Origin of the sequence: Amycolatopsis xylanica (assembly GCF_900107045.1) — a bacterium.
GTDB lineage: Bacteria > Actinomycetota > Actinomycetes > Mycobacteriales > Pseudonocardiaceae > Amycolatopsis > Amycolatopsis xylanica.
Window position 1 is genome coordinate 304,695 of record NZ_FNON01000004.1, and the last position, 19,746, is coordinate 324,440.

24 protein-coding genes are annotated in these 19,746 nt (G+C 70.0%); 12 read left to right on the forward strand and 12 right to left on the reverse strand.

The window, feature by feature from the left end:
• Positions 1-34: 34 nt before the first annotated feature.
• Positions 35-1,096: a transcription termination factor NusA gene (gene nusA / locus BLV57_RS20350; protein ID WP_091291063.1), complete on the reverse strand. Its 1,062-nt coding sequence runs from the start codon at positions 1,094-1,096 to the stop codon at positions 35-37.
• Positions 1,093-1,635: a ribosome maturation factor RimP gene (gene rimP, locus BLV57_RS20355; protein WP_091291065.1), complete on the reverse strand. Its 543-nt coding sequence runs from the start codon at positions 1,633-1,635 to the stop codon at positions 1,093-1,095. The genes nusA and rimP overlap by 4 nt, the downstream gene beginning before the upstream one ends.
• 111 nt (positions 1,636-1,746) lie before the next feature.
• Here rimP and BLV57_RS20360 point away from each other — a divergent pair, with 111 nt between their 5' ends.
• Complete coding sequence (locus BLV57_RS20360; RefSeq protein ID WP_091291068.1) at positions 1,747-2,646, forward strand: ferritin-like domain-containing protein; 900 nt, start codon at positions 1,747-1,749, stop codon at positions 2,644-2,646.
• 66 nt (positions 2,647-2,712) lie between these two features.
• Here BLV57_RS20360 and BLV57_RS20365 read toward each other — a convergent pair whose 3' ends face one another.
• Both BLV57_RS20365 and BLV57_RS20370 read right to left on the reverse strand, forming a co-directional pair.
• Positions 2,713-3,318, reverse strand: a complete 606-nt coding sequence (locus BLV57_RS20365; protein WP_091291071.1) for a hypothetical protein — start codon at positions 3,316-3,318, stop codon at positions 2,713-2,715.
• A 46-nt stretch (positions 3,319-3,364) separates the two neighbouring features.
• Positions 3,365-4,396, reverse strand: coding sequence for an aminotransferase class V-fold PLP-dependent enzyme (locus BLV57_RS20370; protein ID WP_091291073.1), 1,032 nt, complete (start codon positions 4,394-4,396; stop codon positions 3,365-3,367).
• A 299-nt stretch (positions 4,397-4,695) separates the two neighbouring features.
• Here BLV57_RS20370 and BLV57_RS20380 point away from each other — a divergent pair, with 299 nt between their 5' ends.
• Positions 4,696-5,205 (forward strand): DUF6879 family protein, encoded by a 510-nt coding sequence (locus tag BLV57_RS20380; protein WP_245757421.1) that lies wholly within the window; start codon positions 4,696-4,698, stop codon positions 5,203-5,205.
• Entirely contained in the window at positions 5,189-6,031 is an 843-nt protein-coding gene (locus BLV57_RS20385; protein ID WP_176968729.1) for a helix-turn-helix domain-containing protein, read from the forward strand. Before BLV57_RS20380 ends, BLV57_RS20385 begins: the two co-directional genes overlap by 17 nt.
• Before the next feature lie 257 nt (positions 6,032-6,288).
• Here the strand turns inward: BLV57_RS20385 and BLV57_RS20390 are convergent, their stop codons facing one another.
• Genes BLV57_RS20390 through BLV57_RS20400 form a run of 3 tightly spaced genes read right to left on the reverse strand, consistent with a single transcriptional unit; the run spans position 6,289 to position 9,071 of the window.
• A complete protein-coding gene (locus BLV57_RS20390; protein ID WP_091291080.1) occupies positions 6,289-7,059 on the reverse strand; it encodes an isocitrate lyase/PEP mutase family protein in 771 nt (256 codons plus the stop codon).
• A gap of 9 nt (positions 7,060-7,068) precedes the next feature.
• Entirely contained in the window at positions 7,069-8,580 is a 1,512-nt protein-coding gene (locus BLV57_RS20395; protein WP_091291082.1) for a PH domain-containing protein, read from the reverse strand.
• Complete coding sequence (locus BLV57_RS20400) at positions 8,577-9,071, reverse strand: PH domain-containing protein (protein ID WP_091291085.1); 495 nt, start codon at positions 9,069-9,071, stop codon at positions 8,577-8,579. The genes BLV57_RS20395 and BLV57_RS20400 overlap by 4 nt, the downstream gene beginning before the upstream one ends.
• A gap of 58 nt (positions 9,072-9,129) precedes the next feature.
• On the opposite strand from BLV57_RS20400, the gene BLV57_RS20405 reads away from it, so the two are divergent.
• Positions 9,130-9,729: a TetR/AcrR family transcriptional regulator gene (locus BLV57_RS20405; protein WP_245757422.1), complete on the forward strand. Its 600-nt coding sequence runs from the start codon at positions 9,130-9,132 to the stop codon at positions 9,727-9,729.
• On the opposite strand, the gene BLV57_RS20410 is transcribed toward BLV57_RS20405, so the two are convergent.
• Positions 9,726-10,385 carry a GOLPH3/VPS74 family protein gene (locus BLV57_RS20410; protein WP_245757423.1) on the reverse strand — a complete coding sequence of 220 codons (660 nt, stop codon included), beginning with the start codon at positions 10,383-10,385 and terminating at the stop codon, positions 9,726-9,728. The two genes, BLV57_RS20405 and BLV57_RS20410, sit on opposite strands and share 4 nt — an antisense overlap.
• A 7-nt stretch (positions 10,386-10,392) precedes the next feature.
• Positions 10,393-11,835, reverse strand: a complete 1,443-nt coding sequence (locus tag BLV57_RS20415; RefSeq protein WP_091291088.1) for an ArnT family glycosyltransferase — start codon at positions 11,833-11,835, stop codon at positions 10,393-10,395.
• A 168-nt stretch (positions 11,836-12,003) separates the two neighbouring features.
• Between BLV57_RS20415 and BLV57_RS20420 the strand changes: the two genes are divergently transcribed.
• Entirely contained in the window at positions 12,004-13,233 is a 1,230-nt protein-coding gene (locus BLV57_RS20420; protein WP_245757424.1) for a sensor histidine kinase, read from the forward strand.
• A complete protein-coding gene (locus BLV57_RS20425; protein WP_091291090.1) occupies positions 13,208-13,858 on the forward strand; it encodes a response regulator in 651 nt (216 codons plus the stop codon). The genes BLV57_RS20420 and BLV57_RS20425 overlap by 26 nt, the downstream gene beginning before the upstream one ends.
• Here the strand turns inward: BLV57_RS20425 and BLV57_RS20430 are convergent.
• The gene (locus tag BLV57_RS20430) at positions 13,848-14,207 is read right to left on the reverse strand and encodes a winged helix-turn-helix transcriptional regulator (protein ID WP_091291092.1); all 360 of its coding nucleotides are present in this window, start codon (positions 14,205-14,207) and stop codon (positions 13,848-13,850) included. The genes BLV57_RS20425 and BLV57_RS20430 overlap by 11 nt on opposite strands.
• 120 nt (positions 14,208-14,327) lie before the next feature.
• Between BLV57_RS20430 and BLV57_RS20435 the strand changes: the two genes are divergently transcribed.
• Positions 14,328-15,176 (forward strand): SDR family oxidoreductase, encoded by an 849-nt coding sequence (locus tag BLV57_RS20435; protein ID WP_091291094.1) that lies wholly within the window; start codon positions 14,328-14,330, stop codon positions 15,174-15,176.
• Between the two features lie 7 nt (positions 15,177-15,183).
• Here BLV57_RS20435 and BLV57_RS20440 read toward each other — a convergent pair whose 3' ends face one another.
• Positions 15,184-15,768, reverse strand: a complete 585-nt coding sequence (locus tag BLV57_RS20440) for a TetR/AcrR family transcriptional regulator (protein ID WP_091291095.1) — start codon at positions 15,766-15,768, stop codon at positions 15,184-15,186.
• A gap of 66 nt (positions 15,769-15,834) precedes the next feature.
• Positions 15,835-16,269, reverse strand: coding sequence for an SRPBCC family protein (locus BLV57_RS20445; RefSeq protein WP_425426013.1), 435 nt, complete (start codon positions 16,267-16,269; stop codon positions 15,835-15,837).
• A 47-nt stretch (positions 16,270-16,316) separates the two neighbouring features.
• On the opposite strand from BLV57_RS20445, the gene BLV57_RS20450 reads away from it, so the two are divergent.
• The 5 genes from BLV57_RS20450 (at position 16,317) to BLV57_RS20465 (ending at position 19,656) form a co-directional block, all read left to right on the forward strand.
• Entirely contained in the window at positions 16,317-16,880 is a 564-nt protein-coding gene (locus BLV57_RS20450) for a TetR/AcrR family transcriptional regulator (RefSeq protein ID WP_245757426.1), read from the forward strand.
• Between the two features lie 92 nt (positions 16,881-16,972).
• Positions 16,973-17,389, forward strand: a complete 417-nt coding sequence (locus BLV57_RS20455; protein ID WP_091291100.1) for a hypothetical protein — start codon at positions 16,973-16,975, stop codon at positions 17,387-17,389.
• On the forward strand, positions 17,386-17,562 hold the full coding sequence (locus tag BLV57_RS43355) for a hypothetical protein (protein ID WP_176968730.1): 177 nt from the start codon (positions 17,386-17,388) through the stop codon (positions 17,560-17,562). The genes BLV57_RS20455 and BLV57_RS43355 overlap by 4 nt, the downstream gene beginning before the upstream one ends.
• 40 nt (positions 17,563-17,602) lie before the next feature.
• Positions 17,603-18,286, forward strand: coding sequence for a response regulator transcription factor (locus BLV57_RS20460; protein ID WP_091291102.1), 684 nt, complete (start codon positions 17,603-17,605; stop codon positions 18,284-18,286).
• Positions 18,286-19,656, forward strand: a complete 1,371-nt coding sequence (locus BLV57_RS20465; protein WP_091291104.1) for a sensor histidine kinase — start codon at positions 18,286-18,288, stop codon at positions 19,654-19,656. The genes BLV57_RS20460 and BLV57_RS20465 overlap by 1 nt, the downstream gene beginning before the upstream one ends.
• The last annotated feature ends 90 nt before the right edge of the window (positions 19,657-19,746 follow it).

A 19,746-nucleotide genomic window follows, 5' to 3' on the forward strand; every position in this document is an offset into this window, starting at 1 on the left:
AGGTGAACCACTAGTGAGTCTAGCCCGTCGACCTTCACTCAGCCGAACCGGTTACCGCCGCGCGCCGTCCCTGATCGGGGTGGCCTTCGTCACCCTCGTCCTGGGAGCCTTCCGCGTCCGGCGCGGCCGCGTCGCTGCGGATGTCGATCCGCCAGCCGGTCAGCCTCGCGGCGAGCCGCGCGTTCTGGCCTTCCTTGCCGATGGCCAGCGAAAGCTGGAAGTCCGGCACGACCACCCTGGCCGTCTTCGCCCGCTCGTCGATCACCCGGACAGACACAACCTTCGCGGGCGACAAAGCATTCCCGACGAAACGCGCGGGGTCCTCGGAGTAGTCGATGATGTCGATCTTCTCGCCGGCGAGCTCGCTCATCACGTTGCGGACACGGGCGCCGACGGGCCCGATGCAGGCGCCCTTCGCGTTGACGCCGGGGACCTTCGAGTGGACGGCGATCTTGGACCGGTGGCCCGCCTCGCGCGCCACCGCGGCGATCTCGACGGTGCCGTCGGCGATCTCCGGGACCTCGAGCGCGAACAGTTTGCGCACCAGATTGGGATGCGTCCGTGACAAGGTGATCTGCGGGCCGCGGTTGCCGCGCGAGACGCCGACCACGTAGGCCTTGATCCGGCTGCCGTGCTCATAGGACTCGCCGGGCACCTGCTCGGCCGACGGCAGCACGCCCTCGACCTCGCCGACCTGGATGACGACCATGCCGCGGGCGTTGGCGCGGGCGTCACGCTGGATCACCCCGGCGATGATCTCGCCCTCCTTGGCCGCGAACTCGCCGAAGGTGCGCTCGTGCTCGGCGTCGCGCAGGCGCTGCAGGATGACCTGCCGCGCGGTGGTGGCCGCGATCCGGCCGAAGCCCTCGGGGGTGTCGTCCCACTCCTCCGCGACCTCACCGGTCTCGTCGAAGGTGCGGGCCAGCACACGGACCAGGCCGCTCTTGCGGTCGATGTCGATCTTGGCGTGGGGCTGGTGGCCCTCGGTGTGCTTGTACGCGGTCAGCAGCGCGGTCTCGATGGCGTCGATGACCGTTTCGAAGGGGATGTCCTTGTCCCGCTCGATCGCACGCAGCGCGGCGATGTCGACGTTCACTTCGGCTCCTCCTTCGCCCCGGTCTCAGCGGCGTCGATCATGCCGGAAGCGTCCGCTTCCAGAAGTTTCAGGTCTTCAACGGGCGGCTGCTTGAATTCGATCTCGACCACCGCCTTGGCGACGTGCGCGTACGCGACGTCACGGAGCTTGCCGTCGACGAGCAGGCGGGCGGACTCCTCGGTGGAGTGGCCGACCCGGCCGATGAACTCGGCGCCTTCCTTGGGGGTCACCTTGACCAGGCGGAACTTCGCCCGGCGCCAGTGCCGCGGCCGCGCGAGCGGGCGGTCGAGGCCGGGCGAGGTGACCTCGAGGGTGTACGCGCTGGCCAGCACGTGCTCGTTCTCGTCGAGCGCGGCCGACACCGCGCGGCTGATCTCGGCGACCTCGTCCAAGCCCACCCCGTCGTCGCCGTCGACGACGACCTTGACCAGCTGACGGCGGCCGGCTTGCTGGACCTCGAACGAGTCGAGGTCGAAGCCCGCGGCCGTGACGGCTTGGGCCACTATCGGCTCCAGCCGGCCGGCGAGTTCGTTGGGCACGTGGAGCTCTCCTGTTCACCGATGGTCACGTAGGTCGTCAAGCTTATCCGGTAGGTGTTTACGAACGTGTTAGCGGCGGGGCGTCGGCGTCTACTGGCAGGATGGGTCGGCGTGACCGGTAGATCGAGTGAGCTCAGCAGGCGACTGCTCCTGCGTTCGGCGTTGCTGGCGGTGCCTCTCGTGGCGGCGTGCGGCCCCGGGTACGCGGATGCCCCCGACCCGTTGGTCCCGCTGCTCGAGCAGGCCAAGGCCGACGCGGCGGCCGCGCAGGCACTGGCCTCGGAGGACGAGGCGGCCAAGGAGGTCGCCACGGCCCGCGAGGCGCACGCCCGCGCCCTCCAGTCCGAAGTGGACCGCCTCAACCGCCCCAAGTCCGCGGTCACGCCCGTGACCGCCCCCGAGGGCATGGCGGGCCTCAAGCAGCGCCTGGCCACCGCCCGTGCGCAGGCTGCCCAGCTCCTGCCGACGGAGAGCCGCTTCCGCGCTGGCATCCTGGCCTCGATCATCGCCGACTGCGCGGCACTGCAGAAGCTCAAGCCGTCCGCGCTCGGCCCCGGCGACGACGCGGCCCCGTTGACCACGGCCGAAGCGGGCAAGGACACGATCGACGCGCTGCAGCAGGCACTGGCCGCCGAGCACGCCGCGATCTGGGTGTACGGGCTGGTCAGCGCGTTCCTCCCGGGTGACTTCAGCAAGGCGGTGGCGGAGGGCTCCGCCGACCACGTCAAGCGCCGTGACTTCTGCGAGCGCACGCTCACCGCCGCTGGCGCGGCCCCGCGCGGTCCCGAAGCCGCCTACGTCCCGCCGAAGCCGGTGACCGACCAGGCCTCGGCGATGGCCGTGGTCGCCTCGGCCGAGGGCGACGTGGCGAGCGCGTGGCGTTCGGTGGTCGAGCACTCGGACGGTGCCATGCGCGACACCGCGACCCAGGCCCTCGTCACGGCCTCGCGCCGGGGCACCCCCTGGCGCGCCCAGTCGGGCCTGAAGCCCGCCGCCCTCCTGGTCTCGTGAGTGAAAGCCCGAAAGCCACTTTCGCCAGGTCTCATCTGACGAAAGTGGCTTTCGGGCTTTCGTGACCTACTGGCGGAGGGTGCCCGCGAGTCTCAGTGCGTCGGTGGTGATGCGCTTGAGGAGCGGGTCGTCCTTGTGGCCGTCGAAGAAGTCGGCCATCACGATGGCGACCTCGTTGCCGGTCACGTGCGAGTCGTACTTGGCCTTGTAGACCTTGGGCGCGTTGGGGATCTTGGCCGTGCCGTCCTTGACGAGGTCGTCGACGTTGCCGGTGCCGTCGCGGTCGGTGAGCTTCTTGAGCTCCTGCGCCTGTTCGCCGTCGGGCATGGTGACCAGCACGACCGAGACCAACGCCTTCGCGCCGCCCGCGGTGGTCGTGTACAGCGCGCGCGAAAGCCGGGTGCACATGTGCTCGGCGAAGAACTCCTTGGTCTTCGAGTACGAGTGCGCCTCACAGTCGGTCGCCACCTGCGGGCTTTCCGCGACGGCGAACTGGAATTCGCCGGCGGACTTGCCGGGCGGCTCGGCCACCGGCTCCGCCGGCTCGTGCCGGATCAGCCACCAGACCAACCCCGACACCAACGCGATCCCGACCAGTCCCGCCCCCTTGAGGACCGGGCTGACCGGGCTTTTCGCGGGCTCGACCCGCCTCAGCGGAGCCGTGTCGCCCATCCCGGGCGAAAAAGGTGCACCAACCACGGGTCCACACGGTAGTTCGTCACCCGATGGCGTGCAGAACCCGCTCCACATCCCCGAGGTCGTTGTACAGATGGAAGCCGACCCGTACCTTGCCCGCGCGCACGCTCGCGACCACCCCCGCCTCGGCGAACCGGGCCGCGTCGCCGTCGAGCGCGAGGATCGCCGTGCCCCGCTCCGGCAGCCCGAGCTTGGTCAGCAGCGTGTCGGCGAGCCCGACGTTGTGCGCCCGCACCGCCGCCAGGTCCAAAGAGGCCAGATAGGGCAACGCGACCGCGGCCCCGACCTGCGCGAACCACACCGGCGAAAGATCGAAAGCCCGCGCGTCCCCGGCCAGCCGCAACGGAAGCCCGTAGACGGACTGCCAAGGATCCTCACCCGCGTACCAGTTGGCGTTCACGGGCAACGTCCGCTCGTGCACCCGCGGGTGCACGGACAGCCACGCGGAACCCCTGGGAGACAACAGGAACTTGTACCCGGCGCCGACCACCCAGTCCGCCCAGCCCAGGTCGAGCGGCAGCCAGCCGAGCGCCTGCGTGGCGTCGAGCAGCACGCTCGCGCCCGTGGCTTCGGCCGCCTCGCGCAGCTTCTCGAGATCGACGATCGCGCCATCGGCCGACTGGACGACGCTGACGGCGACAAGGTCGTAGCCGTCGACCTTGCCCGGCAACTCCGCCAAGTCCACTTCGGTCACCGTGACGCCTCGATGCGCCTGAGCGGCGAACGGGAACGTGACGCTCGTGAAGTCCCCCTTGGCCACAAGCACTTTCGCGTCGTCCTTGAGCCCGGACGCGACGTTGGCGATGAGCTGCGCGACGGAGACCCCGCTCGCGACCCACTCCCCCGGCACCCCGACGAGCTGCCCGAACGCCGCACGGGCGACGGCGACGGCTTCGTCGAAGTCCGGCGGCTTGGTCTCGCCCCGGCTCCAGCGCGCGACGGTCTCGGCGACCGCTTCGGCCACGTGGGCAGGCGGGATGCCGATGCTGGGGCTGTTGAGATATCCGGCGGGGACGGCGAACTCGGCTCCGAAAGCACTGCGGGTACTCGTCATGCCTCCAGCATCCCGGAACGCGCCACCGGTTTATGCGAATGCGCGACTGGAGTAGGCCAGTCGCTTGCCCCGGCACCACCACGTGGCGAGACTGCGACCATGGAGCTACGCAGAGTATCTGACGAGTGCGAGACCACCGATTGCCCAGCCGTCTATTTGTCCGATCGCGGAACCGCCGTCTTTCAAGGGGCTACGGTGACCACGGCGCGCGGACTCCGGCTCGGGCCAGGAGAACAAGCCGTGGAACTGCCACTGGAGGTGCTGCGAAGCGCGCTCTCGGAACTACAGAAAGGCTTGGCGTGATCCTGTCCGGTGAGGAAATGGGCGCGCTCTTCCAGAATTTCGAGCGCTCCGCGTTCCGGTTGGAGACCCATCAGACCTACACCATGCCTAACGAGCAGGCCGGGTTGGCGCGTTTCCTGGCAGGAGAGCCGAAACCAGAAGGGCACAACGCGAACTGGACCGCCTACGTACGGCAGACCACCGCTTCCGGGAAGACCATCCAACGGGCGAAAGTGGTCAAGCGTCCGTTCACTGACTACACGCGATACCTGATGTCATGGGGCGTGCCCGGCAACGTGGCCGCGGGTGAGGACTACCGGATAGCGGATGTCACCGAGCACCCGCCCTCATGGCCGGACCAGGACTTCTGGCTTTTCGACGAATCGACGGTCGCGCTGCTCAACTTCAACGCGGACGGCACCCTACGTGGCCGCGAGCTGGCCGACCCGGCCGAACTGGGAACGTACTTACACTGGCGTGATCTCGCGTTGTCGGAGACCATACCTTTCGTTGACTACCGATTCTGAGGGCAGGCAAGCCGATCCCAATCTGGCGACCTCGCTCCGCAGGCTTCGCAAAGCGGCCGGCCTCTCCGGTGAGAGGCTTGCCGTTCGCTGTGCCATGTCCCAGTCCAAGATCAGCCGGATCGAGTCGGGCAAGGTGCTGCCGACGGCGCTCGATGTCGAGCGGATGCTCACGGCGCTGGACGTTCCCGCGGACGTCGCGCGCGAGCTGATCTCGATCGCACGGCGAGCGAACATCGAACACGTCTCGTGGCGAACGATGGCGGAAACCGGGCTGTGGCGTAAGCAGATCGAGCTCAAAGCGCTGGCCGAATCGTGCACCACCCAACGATTGTTCCTGCCCGCGATTCCCAGCGGCTTACTTCAGATTCCCGACTACGCGCGGGCCGCGGTCACCCCTGTCGTCGCCACCAGCCCCGGCACCAACGTCGAGAAGGCATTGCGAGGCAGGCTGGAGCGGCAGACCGTGTTGAACGACGAGTCGCGCCGGTTTCTCTTCGTGTTGACCGAACAGGCGGTCCGATGGCGACGGGCCGATCGGGAGGTCATGGCGCGGCAATGCGCTCACATGGCCGAACTCACGGCGCGTCCGAACATCGATCTCGCGATCATTCCGCAGTCCGCCGAGATCCCGGGTGCGGCGCTCAACACGTTCATCATCTACGACGACAGGTTCGTCGTGGCCGAACTCTTCTCGGGCGAGATGGTGCTACGCGATCCCAGAGACGTGCAGCACCATCAGAATCTCTTCGAGTTCTTCCGTGAACGGGCATTGACCGGGGAACGCGCCCGCGCATTTCTCCTTGCGGTACGCGACGACTTCATGTGAATGGGCGACTGAAAGTAGCTCCAGCCACTGAGCCGGTTCTAGCTTCGGTCCGTGAGCACGGCTCGTTGGTTGATCCTGGATCGGACGCTGTATCAAATCACTTGGCGTGGCCGCAAATGGTTGCTTGAGGCGACACCCACGGCCAGGTACCCGTGGGTGCTCCGCGACCAAGACGACAACGCACAAGAGATCGGACAGCCCGATCCGGCGGCGGCTCGGGCACGGGCGGAATTCTGGCTGGAGGCGGGCGATCTTTGTCAGCTGGGCAGGAGCGCGACGACCTCCGGGTACGAGGGTGGGGCAACCGACTGGTCGCGGCCTTCGGCGACGGCGAGTACCGAGTCGGCGGCGGCTGCCAGTGCGACGCGGTAGGACAGAGAGCCGAGGCTGACTCGGGCAACGCCCAGGGAGGCCAGGTCGGACAGGGTTTTGCCGGGCTGGAAAAGGACGTTCAGCGGGACGTCGAGGGCGGCGGACGCGGCTTCGATGTCCGAGGGGGCTTTGAGGCCTGGGATGAAGATGCCGGAGGCTCCCGCTTCGACGTAGGCGTGGGCTCGGGCGAGGGCTTCGTCGACCGAGGGAGGATTGTCGGTGAGCCAGTGGGTGTCGGTGCGGGCGTTGACGAAGAGCGTGGGCGCCTGGGTGGTGACCGCGCGGATCTTGGCGCGCTGGTGGTCGAGGTCGACCAGTGAGCCGTCTGGGCGGCCGTCCTCGAGGTTGATGCCCGCGACGCCGAGTGCCGCCAGTTCCTGGGCGAGTGCCGCGACTTCGGCGGGGTCTTCGCTGAAGCCGTCGGCCAGGTCGACGCTGACGAAGGCGTTGAGGGTGCAGAGGGACGCCGCCAGTGCGACGGTGTGGTGGCGGGTTTGGGGAGCGCCGTCAGGCTGTCCCGCCGCGGCCGAGACACCGAGGCTGGTCGTGCCCACCGCGGGGAGGCCTTGCGCCACGAGGTGAGCGGCGAGACCGAATTCCCAGACGTTGAGCAGGAGCAGCGGGTGTCCCGGCCGGTGCAGTGCGGCGAAGTCCATGCGTCCAAATTAGACGCGGGACCTGTCGGTGACGGCCGATGTTTCGAGGAACTGGGTGAGCAGGTCCGGGACCGCCTGGTCGGCGAACGCGATGCCGTCGGGCTCGCCGATGTCGTAGACCGAGTAGCCGCCGCTGCCCGCCGCCGTGGTCGCTTCCAGGGTGAGCAGGCCCTTGCGGCGCTGGAAGATCGACTGCTTGATCGTCCAGCCGATGACGCCGGTGCGCTGCAGGGCGACCGTGCTGCGGCGCATGGCTCCGTGCCTGCTCACCAGGTACTCGCCGGTGAGGCCGTGCCCGAGGTTGCGGTAGGCGTCGAGCGCGAGCGCCACCGCGAGCGGGATAAGTGGGACCGCGAGTGCTCCGGCGATGATGAGGAGCACGTCCGTGAGCAGGACGCCCAGCAGCGTCAATGTCGCCAGCACGACGAGCACCGAGCCGAGCCACCAGCGCAGGCGCCTGCCTCTGGCGGCTTCGGGGTGGCCGGTGAGCCGGGCCGAGACCGTGGGCGAAACGGGCTCGTCGAGCACGGTGGCGGCCACCTCGTTGGCCAGCGCGAGCGGGGCCGCGGGCAGGAGCGTGTGGTAGTCGGTCTTGTCGTTGTCGTCGGTTTTGCGCATGCCGGTCGCGATGGCGTCGACCCTGGCCGCGCCCGAGAGGCGGTTGCCGATCGGCTCGACCACCTCGACGCCGCGCAGGCGCTTCTCCTCGAGGGAGATCGAGCGGGTGGTGAACAGGCCGCGGTGGACGCGGAGGGTGCCGCCAGGCTCGCGTTCGAGGCGGAAGTCCCACCACATCTCGACGAACAGGCCCATCGCGCCGATCACGCCGAGCACCCAGATCAGCACCGCGAGAATGAGAATCGACACGACCAGCGGCAGCTCGCCGAACAGGCCGATCGCCCAGTGGACCACGCCGCCCCCGGCGTGGAACCAGTCGGCGACCTTGAAGACGGCGCCGACGGCCGCGAGTCCCAGCGTGGGCGCGAGGAACGAGGCCGGGACGTAGCGGATCCAGCCCCAGTCGAGCTTGGCAATCGAGCCGTCCGCCGGCCGCTCGGCCGGTTGTTCGCGGTGCAGGAGCTCGACGCGCAGGCGTTCGGCGTCGGCCCTGGTCAGCGGGTCGAGCTTGAGGCGGGCGTTTTCGGAGCCCTCGTGCTGTCCGGTGCCGATGGTGAGGACCGCGAGGCCGAACAGGCGGTGCAAGGGATTCGCGGTGAGGTCGACGCTGCGGATTCGCTCACGGGGCAACGACTTCTGGGTTTTGAGCACCAGGTCGAAGCGCTTCTCGAGGCGCTGCTCGGTGAGGCGGTAGCGGGTGGCTTGCCAGCGCAGCAGGTCGAGCAGCGCCGTCGCGCCGACGACGAGCAACGCGGACGGCACCACGATGAGCAGTGCGATGCCGAGGGAAAGGCCGTCCGCGAGCGCGAGGACGGCGGGGATCCCGGAGGCGACCGCGAGCCCGGCGAACGTCAGCGCCGTAACCCGGACGGTCCGGCGATCCAGGGTCAGCCACTCGCTCACGTCGCGTCCCCCGGGGTGGCCTGGGTGGTCTCGGTGAGCCGCTCGGCCAGGTTATCGGCCAGCTCGCGATCGAGGCCGGAGATCTTGACCGGTCCCCTGGCCGACGCCGTGGTCACGGTGACCGTGGCCAGCTTGAACGCCTGCTGCAGCGGGCCGCGCAGGGTGTCGACCGTCTGGATCCGCGACAGCGGGACCACCCTGGACTCCTGGAAGAAGAACCCCGTGCGGGTGTAGACCGCGGTTTCCGTCGCCTCCCAGCGGTGCACGCGGTACCACCACATCGGCATCAGCAGGATCCACGCCGCGCCGAGCACCGCGACCACCAGCGCGGGCGCGAGCAGCCAACCCCGTGCCGGCGGGATGAGCAGGCCGAGCACCACCAGCGCCAGCACCGGCGGGCCGAACCAGATCAGGCCGTGGATCCGCCACCAGCCCAGCACCCGCCGGTCCAGTGAATGGGTCGGCGGCCGTAGCCGCACCGTGTCCGTCATCGCATACCCCCGAGATTCGTTTACAATGCGATCGCATCGTAAACATACCGGAGGCCGGGTGCCGAAGCAGGTTGACCACGAACAGCGCCGCGGCCAGATCGCCGAAGCGCTGCTGCGCCTCACCGCGCGCGAAGGGCTCGAAGCGGTGAGCCTGCGGCACGTCGCCACCGAGGCGGGTGTGTCGATGGGCGCCGTGCAGCACTACTTCAAGACCAAGGACGAGATGCTGCTGTACGCCCTGCAGTATCAAGACGACGTGCGCGAGCAGCGGATCACCGCGAGCCTGGCCTCGGCGGGCGACTCGCCGGCGCCCCGCGAGATCCTGCGCGCCTGCCTGGTGGAGATCATCCCGACCGACGACCGCAGCACCAGCGAATGGCTGGTCGGCGTCGCCTATTTCATCCGCGCGCTCGCCAGCCCGTCGATGGCCGAGGTCTACACCGAGAACCTGCCGAAGCTGTTCGAGTTCTTCGCCGACCAGATCCGGCGGGCGCAGTCGTCCGGCGAGGTCTCCCCGGAACGGAACCCCCACCGTGAGGCCGAGATCCTGTGGGCGCTCGCCGACGCGCAAGGCACCAGCATCCTGCTCGGGCAGCGGACTCCGGCCGAGGCGGTGGCGCTGCTCGATTACCACCTGGACCGGCTTTTCGAGGCTTAACCGCCACTACCACCCGAGCTCGCGGCGCTCGCCCGCACCGCGCGCAGGTCACGGAAAACCTTGCGCAGCGCGGGAACCGCCGCCCCGCCCTGCTCGGCCAGCGCGTCCAGCCTGGCCCGGTTCTGCCGCCTTTCGCGGCCGCTGAGCACGCTCTTGAGCTCGATCGCCGCGACGAGCGAGGCCAGCGCCGCGTCCGCCGAGGTGACCTCGTGGACGGGCTTCGGACCGCGCACGGCCTCGATGATCCGGGCGCGCAGGTTCTCGACCAGCGCCGTGTCGAGCACGACCGGCCGGGTGCTCGGGAACAAACCCAGCACCCGGGCATGGTCGACGCGGACGATGCCAGCGGCTTCGAGCTGGGCCTCGACCGCCGCCAGCGTGCCGCGGAAGTCACGGCGGATCCAGGTCTTCCACTTCGCGGGCCGATGCTCGGCGATCTGGGCGAGGACGTCGTCGAGCACGACATCACCGGTGGCGCCGCGAGCCGCCGGCACGACCACGCCGTCGTCGTCGGCCAGCCGCCCGCGTGTGAGCAGGTCGGTCAGGGCCGCCGCGCGGATCAGATACCCGGCACGCTGCCGATCGGGCAGGCGGTGGCTCTCGACGTTCAGCGCCAGCAGATAAGCCTGGGCAGGCAAGGACAATTCCCTCATCATGTTCCCCTCATTGCCGCTTCAAGAGCGGCCAGATCTGCTTCCATGGTGCCAGTTTCCCGGTGTAGCGCCAGACGAGTCCGTCGACGACCGGCGTCATCGTGGCGAAATGCGGCTTGAGCAAGCCCGGGTCGAAGCCGAAGAACAGCACGGAGTCCGCTGATTCCGGCGGCGCGCCGAAGTACCAGTAGCCTCGGTGTCCACTGTAGACACGATCGATGCCGTGCGCCCTGCCGTCCCGTTCGACCGCCGCGGCGAACGGGTAGATCTCCGCGTACACCGCCGTGTGCGCACGTTCTTCCGGTGGCATCGACGCCCAGATCCCGTCCACGGTTTCGGCCAGCTGCGCCACCGGCAGCTCGCCGCCCGCGAAGGACGTGCCGAGCGTGACGATGCCGAAACTCGTGGGCAGTTTGTCCACTGTGGAGGCCGGGTAGATCGGCAGTGCCGCTACCGTGACCACGGCCGACAGCACGAAAGCCGGCCAGGCGACGGCTTTCCACCAGCGGACCAGCCGACGGCGTTCGAGTTCGGCCGCCGCGGCGGCGAACGGGAGCGCGTAGATGCCGATCAGGTAGTACGACCGGCCCTGCGCGAGCAGGAAGGCGACGATCAGCGCGATCATCGTCACGCCGAGAAACCGGTACGGGCGCAGGTCCGGTGACCGCAGCAACCGCCACAGCCCGTAGAGGAAGGCGAGCACGCCGATCCCGACACCCGCGCCGAGCAGGCCGTCGCGCAGGAAGGGCACCACACCGGGGAACTCGGCCTTCACGACCTCGTTCATGTGCGCGTACGGCCAGCCGTTGCGTGCCTGCCACACCAGGTTGGGGATCGTGACGGCGACCGCGATCGCGGCGCCCGCCCACAGCATCGGCCTGCGGAGCAGGTCGCGCGGCCCGAGCACGAGCGCGCTCAGCGCCAGCAGCACCCAGAACGCCGGGATCAGGAACTTGGTCTGCAGTGAGATCGCGGTGACCACACCGGCGAGGAGCAGCAGGCGGTCGTCCCGCACGCGGACCCAGCGGACCACCAGCCACACGATCACCGTCCACAGGACCGGATCCAGCGCGTAGGTCGCGATCCAGTGGCTCATGATCAGCGCGCTGCTGCACGCGTACGCCGCGGCTGCCATCACCTGGGCCGCGCGGCGGCCGCCCAGCTCGCGGGCGATGAGCGCGGTGACGACGATCCCGCCCATCGCGGCGAGCGTCATGGGCAGCCGCAGCACGACCAGGTTCCCCGGGAACAGGCTGTCCAGCCCGCCCGCGAGCAACGGGATCAGCGGCGGCTGGTCGAAATACCCCCAGTTCAAGTGATCTCGACCGGCGACGAGGAAGTAGGCCTCGTCGAAGCCGTGCCCGTAGCGCCCGCTGGTCAGCAGCAGCACCACACCCGCCACTGCGGCGATGGCGAGCACCGGCCACCTGGCGAAGGTGTGGATCCCGTTCATGGCGCTCAGTCCACGGCATCGGGGCCGCACCGCGTAACGGATCAAGGTGGGCAACCGCGTCGACGAAAGTCGCCCACATCCAGGGCACCCGCAACTTTCGTCGACTCCCGGCCACGCGAAAGGGGTTTTCCGCCCACCGCACCGGCCGCCGGTGACTACCGTGGGCGCGTGACCTGCGGACCGGCGCCGACCAAGAGCGACCACATCTGGCTCGTGGTGGCCGCGTTCGTGTTCGCCGGGCTCGACGCGCTGATGGCTTCGCTCAACGAGCCGACGACGGGCTGGGCCGGTCCCTACGCGTTGTTCCTGCTGCAGATCCCGCTCGATCTGTCCCTGATCTTCGCCTTCCGCTACCCGAGGATCGTCGCGGGCCTGGTGCTGACGGGCGCCACGTTGATGCTCCTCTCCGACGAGCTGGCGCCCGGGTTGTTCGTGCCCGAACATCCGATCAGCCTGGCGACCGTGCCGACCATCACCTCGGTGCTGCTCTGCGTGCTGGTGCGCGTGCTCGACCGCCGGTCGCTGCTCATCCTCACCGGGATCTTCATGGTCTTGAGCACCCGGTTCTGGCATCCGAGCTGGGCGGTCATCCCGTTCGGGCTGGCCAGCACCGCGTTGCCGGCGCTGGGGTCGCTGTACCTGCAGGCCCGCCGGGATCTGCTGCGCTCGCTGCGTGATCGCGCCGAACGCGCCGAACGCGAGCAGCATCTGCTCGCCGAGCAGGCGCGAGCCGAGGAGCGCAGGCGGCTCGCCGGCGAGATGCACGACGTCGTGACGCACCGGCTGAGCCTGATGGTCCTGCACGCCGGCGCCTTGACCGTGTCCTCCAAGGAGCCCGCCGTGCGTGACGCGGCCGAGGGCATCCGCAGCGAGGGCACCCGCGCGCTCGACGAGCTGCGCGACCTGGTCGGCGTGCTGCGGGGCACCGAACAGGACACCGGCGCCACCGGGCCCGCCGTGGTCGAGCTGCCCGATCCCGCGATGCTGGTGGCCGAGTCGGAGTCGGTCGGCATCCCGGTGCGGCTGCGGGTCGACGGTGACGGGAACGGCCTTTCGCCGACCGTCGCGCGGACGGCCTACCGGGTGGTGCAGGAGGCACTGACCAATGTCCGCAAGCACGCGCCGGGCTCCGAAGTGGACCTCGCGTTGCGCTACCGGCCGGATGGTCTGGACATCGAGGTCCGCAACTCGCCGCCGAAAGGCGTGCCGGACCCGGTGCTCGCCGGGAGCGGCTCCGGGGCCGGGCTGTCCGGACTGCGGCAGCGGGTCGAGCTGATCGGCGGCAGCCTGCGAGCGGGCCCGGTGATCAGCGGTGGCTTCGAGGTCAGTGCGATACTGCCCGCCTATGTCCCCACAGCGGAAAGCGCTCAGCATGATCACGGTCGTCGTCGTCGATGACGAGCCGATGGTGTGCGCGCATCTGCGCACCATCCTCGGCTCCGCTGACGACATCGAGGTCGTCGCCCAGGCGCAGGACGGCGCCGAAGCCGTCGAAATGGTGGTGCGGCACCGGCCGAGGGTCGTGCTGATGGACCTGCGGATGCCGGGGGTCGACGGGCTGACCGCGATCGAGCGCATCGCCGAGCTGCCCACCCCGCCCGCGGTCGTCGCGCTCACCACGTTCGACGCCGACACCTACGTCATCCGCGCGCTGCGTGCGGGCGCGGCCGGGTTCCTGGTGAAGTCGACGCCGCCGGAAGACCTGATCGGTCTGGTCAGGGTGGCCGCCGACGGGCACACCGTGCTCTCGCCGTCGGCCGCGCGCAGGCTGGTGGCCGCGGGCGCCGACAGCGCGCAGCGCGGCGAGGACGCCCGCCGCCGCGCGGCCTCGCTGACCGACCGCGAGACCGAAGTGCTGGCGTGCCTCGGCGAGGGACTGTCCAACGCGGACATCGCCAAGCGGCTGCACCTCTCGGAGGCGACCGTGAAGAGCTACGTCTCGCGGATGCTCGTGAAACTCGGCTGCGCCAACCGGACCCAGGCCGGGCTGCTCGCGCACGAAGCCGGGCTCGTCACGCGCTGACCCCGTCGTAGGCCTCGCGCGCCTTGATGACCTCGTCGATGTGCTCGCGCGCCCAGCGGTCGAGGTAGGCGACCGTTTCGGCGAGGTTGCGGCCGAGCTTGGTCAGCTCGTACTCGACGCGCGGCGGGATCTCGGCGTACGCGGTGCGGGTGAGCATGCCGTCGCGGACCAGGCTCTGCAGGGTCTGGGTGAGCACCTTCTGCGAGATGCCCTCGACCCGCTTCCCGATGTCGGTGAACCGCTGCGGCCCGTCCGACAGCGTCAGGATGATCAGCACGGTCCAGCGATCACCGATCCGGTCGAGGATCTGACGGGTCGGGCAGTCCTTCTCGAACGGGTTGGGCAGCACGGCACGCTCCTTACTTTCCCCGAGATAGTAACAGACCTCAAAGTCATTACTTTCCCGAAGGAATTATTGGGTTTGAAGCCAGGTTCGGGTTGGTGAACGACCTCGAACCAAGGAGATGACATGACCATCGTGGTAACCGGAGCGACCGGGCAGCTCGGCAGGCTGATCGTGAAGCACCTGCTGGAGCGCGTGCCGTCGAGTGAGGTCGTCGGCAGCGTGCGCGACCCGCGGAAGGGCGCCGACCTGGGCATCGAGGTCCGCCACGGCGACTTCGACCAGCCGGAGACGCTGCCCGCCGCGTTCGCGGGCGCCGACAAGCTGCTGATCATCTCGACCGCCGGCGACGACTCGGTCCGGCTGCGCCAGCACACCGCCGCCGTCGAAGCCGCGAAGGCCGCGGGCGTCAAGCACATCCTCTACACCTCGCTGACCGCCGCCGACACCAGCGGCATCGCGCTGGCGAACACGCACCGCCCGACCGAGGAGGCCATCAGGGCCACCGGGATCCCGTTCACCTTCCTGCGCAACAACTGGTACTTCGAGAACGACCTGGGCACCGTCGCGGGCGCGCTGGCCACCGGCACGATCGCCAACTCCAGCCAGGGCGGCCGCTTCGCACCCGCCGCGCGTGAGGACTACGCGCGGGCCGCCGCGGTCGTGCTCACCACCGAAGGCCACGAGAACGCCGTCTACGAGCTGGGTGGCCCGGTCTCGTACAGCTACGCGGACTGGGCGTCGGCGATCGCGGAGGCCTCCGGCAAGGAGATCACCTACCAGGAGATCACGCCCGAGCAGGCGACGGCCGGGCTGACGGCCGCCGGGGTGCCCGAGCACATGGTCGGGCTGATCGTGGACTTCTACGCCACGCTCGCCCGCGGCGAGATGGACGTGCCGCGCGAGGACCTGCGGAAGCTGATCGGGCGGGACCCCGTGTCCCTCAAGGAGTTCGTCGCCTCGGCGGTGAACTGAGCCCGGCTCAGCGTGGCGCGGCCGCCGACTCCAGCAGTCCGGCGAACAGCAGGCGGAGGTGGCCGCGCCCGCGCGCCCAGCGGGCTTCGAGCTCGGCCTGGTCGCGGGTCGCCCAGCTGGCGATGAGGATGCCGCGGACCACGTCCATCGCGGTGTAGACCGCGTGCAGGAACTCGGGGTGCCCGGCGTACTCCGGCATCAGCGCCTTGCCGAAGTCGACCAGGCTGCTGGTGGCGATCGGTTCGACGGCCGCCATCTGCCGCCGGAGCTCGTCGTCGGTGCGCGAGGCGACCCACAGCTCGACGGTCGCGGAGAACACCGGGCCCTGGTGCATCTCCCACAGCAGCTGCAGCGCGTCCCCGATCGGATCGGCCGACGCCTTGAGCCGGTCCAGCTCGGCCATCGCGACTTCGGTGCGTTTCGCGGCCAGGTGCCGGATCGCCGAGGTGACCAGGTCGGTCTTGGTCGGGAAGTGGTGCACCTGCGCGCCCCTGGTGACGCCGGCGAGGTCGGCGACCTTGGTGGTCGTGGTGCCCGCGTAGCCGTACTCGACCAGGCAGTCGATGGTGGCGTCCAGCAGCCGCAGGCGCATGGCCGAACTGCGTTCCTCCTGGGTACGGCCGGTCGTTCCCCGTCGTGGCGCTGACATGGGGCTAGCTTATGGGGCCGCCGCTCCCGCCCGCGCCGCGAGGGTTTCGGCCATCCGCCGCAGCACCCGGCCGAGGAACCAGCGGTAGAACCAGCCGGTGCCGGGGATCTTGGGCTCGAACCCGGAGTGCCAGTGGATGTCCGTGCCCCCGTCACGCGGCGTGAGGTCGACGTCGGCCCGGTAGTCGCGCAGCGGGAGCCCGCCACGCAGCTCGTAGCTGAGCCGCCGGTCCGGGACCAGCTCGACGATCTCCTCCCGGCTTTTGACGCCCCCGGTGCGGAAGAGGCGGAGCGCGCCGACGCCTTCGCGTTCCGTCTCCCCCTCCCTGAGCAGCTCGAACGCCCCGAGCGGCGACCAGTCCGGCCAGCTCGCGCCATCGCGGAGCAGCGCGTAGACGACGGCCGGTGCCGCCCGCGCATGCGCTCGCGCCGAAATCTGAACCATGTGGTACATGTACCATCTGGTTCACCCGCGAGGCAAGGGAAGCAGTGGTGCCGGATCCGAAACGCAAGCTGCTCGAAGCCGCCATCGACCACGTGGCCCGTAACGGGGTCGGCGATCTCAGCCTGCGCACGCTGGCCACGGCGATCGGCACCAGCCACCGGATGCTGATCTATCACTTCGGTTCGAAGGAGGGCCTGCTCGTCGAGGTCGTCCGGGAGGTCGAAGCCCGCCAGCGCGCGGTGCTCGCCGGGCTGGACCTCGGCGCGGACCGGCCACCGCTCGAGATCGCCCGCGAGTTCTGGCGGCATCTCACCGGCGAAGCGTTGCGCCACAACGAAAGGCTGTTCTTCGAGCTCTACGGCCAGGCGCTGCAGGGCAGGCCGGGCACCACGACGATGCTCGACGGGATCATCGACGACTGGCTGGCGCCGATGGCCGAGCTGCTCGGCAGGCTGGGCGTCGACGAGGCCGACCGGGAGAGCCACGCCCGGCTGGGGCTCGCCGTGACGCGCGGGCTGCTGCTCGATCTGGTCACCACCGGCGACGTCGCGGGCGTCACGGCGGCGATGGACCGTTTCCTCGACGGGTACGCCCGCGAAGCCCTTACCTAACCCGAACATTGCTCCCACACCGCTCGAACACGTGGCGGCCAGAGTTCTGTCCTACCGGCAACGAGCCGGTGACCCGAACTCGAGGAGCAACGATGGAACTGACCAGCTGGACGCGCAGGCTGGCGCTGGCGGGCAGCGGGGTGGCGATCGGGCTGGTGGCCATCGCGCCGCTCGCGTCCGCGCAGACCACCCCGGCTCCGGTCGCGCCGATCACGCTCAGCCCCGAGGAGTCCCAGGCCGTCTGCGGCACCTGGATCCCGAAGCTGACCGCTCGCACCACCAAGGCGACCGAGCGGATCAACGGCGGCCCGGAGATCCGCGGCTCGGTGGCGAACCTGAAGGCCCGCGCCCAGGACCAGCGTGCCAAGAACCACAACGACCGCGCCGCCCAGCTCGACGAGCGTGCCAAGAAGCGCTCCGACCGGCTGCCGCAGCTCGCCGACGCCAAGAAGAAGCTCGACGACTTCACGGCCGCGCACTGCAAGCCGGCCACCGGGCCGACGAAATGAGGCGCGCGGCCGCCGCGGTGGCGGTGACCCTGCTGGCCGTGTTCGGGTGCGCGGCCTGCCAGGACGAGGCCTCCTCCGGCCCGGCGACGGAGACGACCACTGCTCCGGGTCAGCTGGGCGCCATCCAGGCCATGCTCGACAGCATCGACGCGGACATGGCCGGTGACGGCTAGTTCCGACGACGGCGGAACGCGGGCTGGCAGGATGCCTGCCATGCAGCAGCAGGGACGGGGCCTGGTCCTCGTCGTGGAGGACGAGGCGGCCATCGCCGAACTCGCCGCGATGTACCTGAAGCGCGACGGGTTCGGCGTCCACGTCGAGTCCGATGGCGCCGCCGCGCTCGCCGCGGTGCGCAGGCTGAAGCCGGTCGCCATCGTGCTCGACATCGGACTGTCCGGAATGGACGGACTGGAGATCTGCAAGGCGCTGCGTGCGGCGGGCGACTGGACGCCGGTGCTGTTCGTGACCGCGCGCGACGACGAGCTGGACCGCCTGCTGGGCTTGGAGATCGGCGCCGACGACTACCTGACGAAACCGTTCAGCCCCCGCGAACTCGCGGTCCGGGTCCGCACCGTGCTGCGGCGGGCCGCCGCCGCGACGCCGCTGTCCGAGGTCTACTCGGCCGGCGGCGTCCGCGTGGACCTGACCCAGCGCCGGGCCTGGGCCGGTGAGGCCGAGATCGGGCTCACCTCGACGGAGTTCGACCTGCTCGCGCACCTGCTACGCCATCCGGGCCAGGTGTTCGCGCGCGAGCAGCTGCTGAGTTCCGTGTGGGGGTACGCCGCGTCCGCGGGAACCCGCACGGTGGACGTGCACATCGCCCAGCTGCGGGCGAAACTCGGCGGCCACAGTCCGATCAGGACGGTCCGCGGCATCGGCTACTCGGCGGACAAGTGATGACTACGCCCAGCCGCCGCACCTCGCTCGCAGTGCGCATCACCGTGGTCTGTCTCGCCGTCGCGGGCGTGGCCGTGGTCGTCGCCGGGCTGGTGGCGGCGCGGCTGGTCAACTCGGCCAGCCGGGACGTGCTGCAGCAGTCGCTGGCGGCACAGGCCGATGTGCTGGCCAGCCAGTTCGAAGGCGCGCTGCCGATCCAGCGCCTGCGCAACGGCCAGCTCACGAAGGTGGTGCGCGGGCAAGGGATCTCGATCGTCCTGCAACGCCCGAACGGCCAGCCGGTCAGCGACGACCCGCTGGCAGGCCGGGCCGCGGTGAAGGCCGGGCTGACCGAGTCGGCCGCGCGTTCGCAACAGGTGACCGTCGACGGCCAGCAGTTCCTCGTCGAGGTCCGCTCGGTCGGCCCAGGCGCGACTTTCGCGCTGGTCCAGCCAGCACACGCCGAGGATCTGACGCTGCGCAAGCTGATCAGGAACATCCTGATCGCGCTGGGCATCGGCCTGCTGGTGGCCGCGCTCGCCGGGTTCGTGCTCGGCCGGGTCCTGTCGCGTCCGTTGCGGCACGCCGCCGCCGTGGCGGCGGGCATGCGGGGCGGGCGGCGGGACCTGCGGGTGCCGATCGAGGGTCCCGCCGAGGTGGCCGAGGTGGCGACCTCGATCAACGAGCTGGCCGACGCGCTGCGCTACAGCGAAGCGCGGCAGCGGGAGTTCCTGCTCTCGGTTTCCCACGAACTTCGCACCCCGCTGACCGCCGTCAACGGGTTCGCCGAGGCCATCGCCGACGGGGTCGCCGAGGGCGAGGACGCGCGACGGGCGGGCGACACCATCCAGCGGGAGGCCCAGCGGCTCGAACGTCTGGTCAGCGATCTGCTCGACCTGGCGCGGCTGGGCGCCGACGAGTTCCGGCTCGACCTGACCGGACTCGACCTGGTCGCGCTGGTCACCGACTGCGCCGAGGTCTGGCGGCTGCGGTGCGCCGCACGGGACGTGGCGCTCGAAACGCTCGTCCCGCCGCATCCGGTGCACGTGGTGGCCGATCCGCGGCGGCTGCGGCAGGTCATCGACGGGCTGGCGGAGAACGCGCTGCGGGTCACGCCCGCCGGTGCGCCGATCGTGCTCGCGCTGACCGTCGACGGGCAGGCCAGGCTCGCCGTGCGCGACGGCGGGCCTGGCCTGGCCGCCGAGGACTACCCGGTGGCCTTCGATCGCGGCGTGCTCAACCAGAAGTACCGGGGCAAGCGGCCGGTCGGCTCCGGGATCGGGCTCGCGCTCGCCCACGGCCTGGTGACCAGGATGGGCGGCACGCTGACCGCGGGCCCCGCTCCCGAAGGCGGGGCCGCGTTCACCGTGACCCTGCCGCTCGCGCGGTGAGTTCGGCCAGGTCCGCGAGGGTCGTGAGCCAACGGACGACACGCGTACCCAGGCGGACGACACGCGTACCTGGATGGACGACACGCGTGC

Coding starts and splice junctions, on each gene's coding strand:
- BLV57_RS20365 (WP_091291071.1), bottom strand. CDS start 3,318: ATGGGCGACACGGCTCCGCTGAGGCGGGTCGAGCCCGCGAAAAGCCCG.
- BLV57_RS20370 (WP_091291073.1), bottom strand. CDS start 4,396: ATGACGAGTACCCGCAGTGCTTTCGGAGCCGAGTTCGCCGTCCCCGCC.
- BLV57_RS20390 (WP_091291080.1), bottom strand. CDS start 7,059: ATGGACTTCGCCGCACTGCACCGGCCGGGACACCCGCTGCTCCTGCTC.
- BLV57_RS20400 (WP_091291085.1), bottom strand. CDS start 9,071: ATGACGGACACGGTGCGGCTACGGCCGCCGACCCATTCACTGGACCGG.
- BLV57_RS20410 (WP_245757423.1), bottom strand. CDS start 10,385: ATGATGAGGGAATTGTCCTTGCCTGCCCAGGCTTATCTGCTGGCGCTG.
- BLV57_RS20415 (WP_091291088.1), bottom strand. CDS start 11,835: ATGAACGGGATCCACACCTTCGCCAGGTGGCCGGTGCTCGCCATCGCC.
- BLV57_RS20425 (WP_091291090.1), top strand. CDS start 13,208: ATGATCACGGTCGTCGTCGTCGATGACGAGCCGATGGTGTGCGCGCAT.
- BLV57_RS20435 (WP_091291094.1), top strand. CDS start 14,328: ATGACCATCGTGGTAACCGGAGCGACCGGGCAGCTCGGCAGGCTGATC.
- BLV57_RS20440 (WP_091291095.1), bottom strand. CDS start 15,768: ATGCGCCTGCGGCTGCTGGACGCCACCATCGACTGCCTGGTCGAGTAC.
- BLV57_RS20445 (WP_425426013.1), bottom strand. CDS start 16,269: ATGGTTCAGATTTCGGCGCGAGCGCATGCGCGGGCGGCACCGGCCGTC.
- BLV57_RS20455 (WP_091291100.1), top strand. CDS start 16,973: ATGGAACTGACCAGCTGGACGCGCAGGCTGGCGCTGGCGGGCAGCGGG.
- BLV57_RS43355 (WP_176968730.1), top strand. CDS start 17,386: ATGAGGCGCGCGGCCGCCGCGGTGGCGGTGACCCTGCTGGCCGTGTTC.
- BLV57_RS20460 (WP_091291102.1), top strand. CDS start 17,603: ATGCAGCAGCAGGGACGGGGCCTGGTCCTCGTCGTGGAGGACGAGGCG.
- BLV57_RS20465 (WP_091291104.1), top strand. CDS start 18,286: ATGACTACGCCCAGCCGCCGCACCTCGCTCGCAGTGCGCATCACCGTG.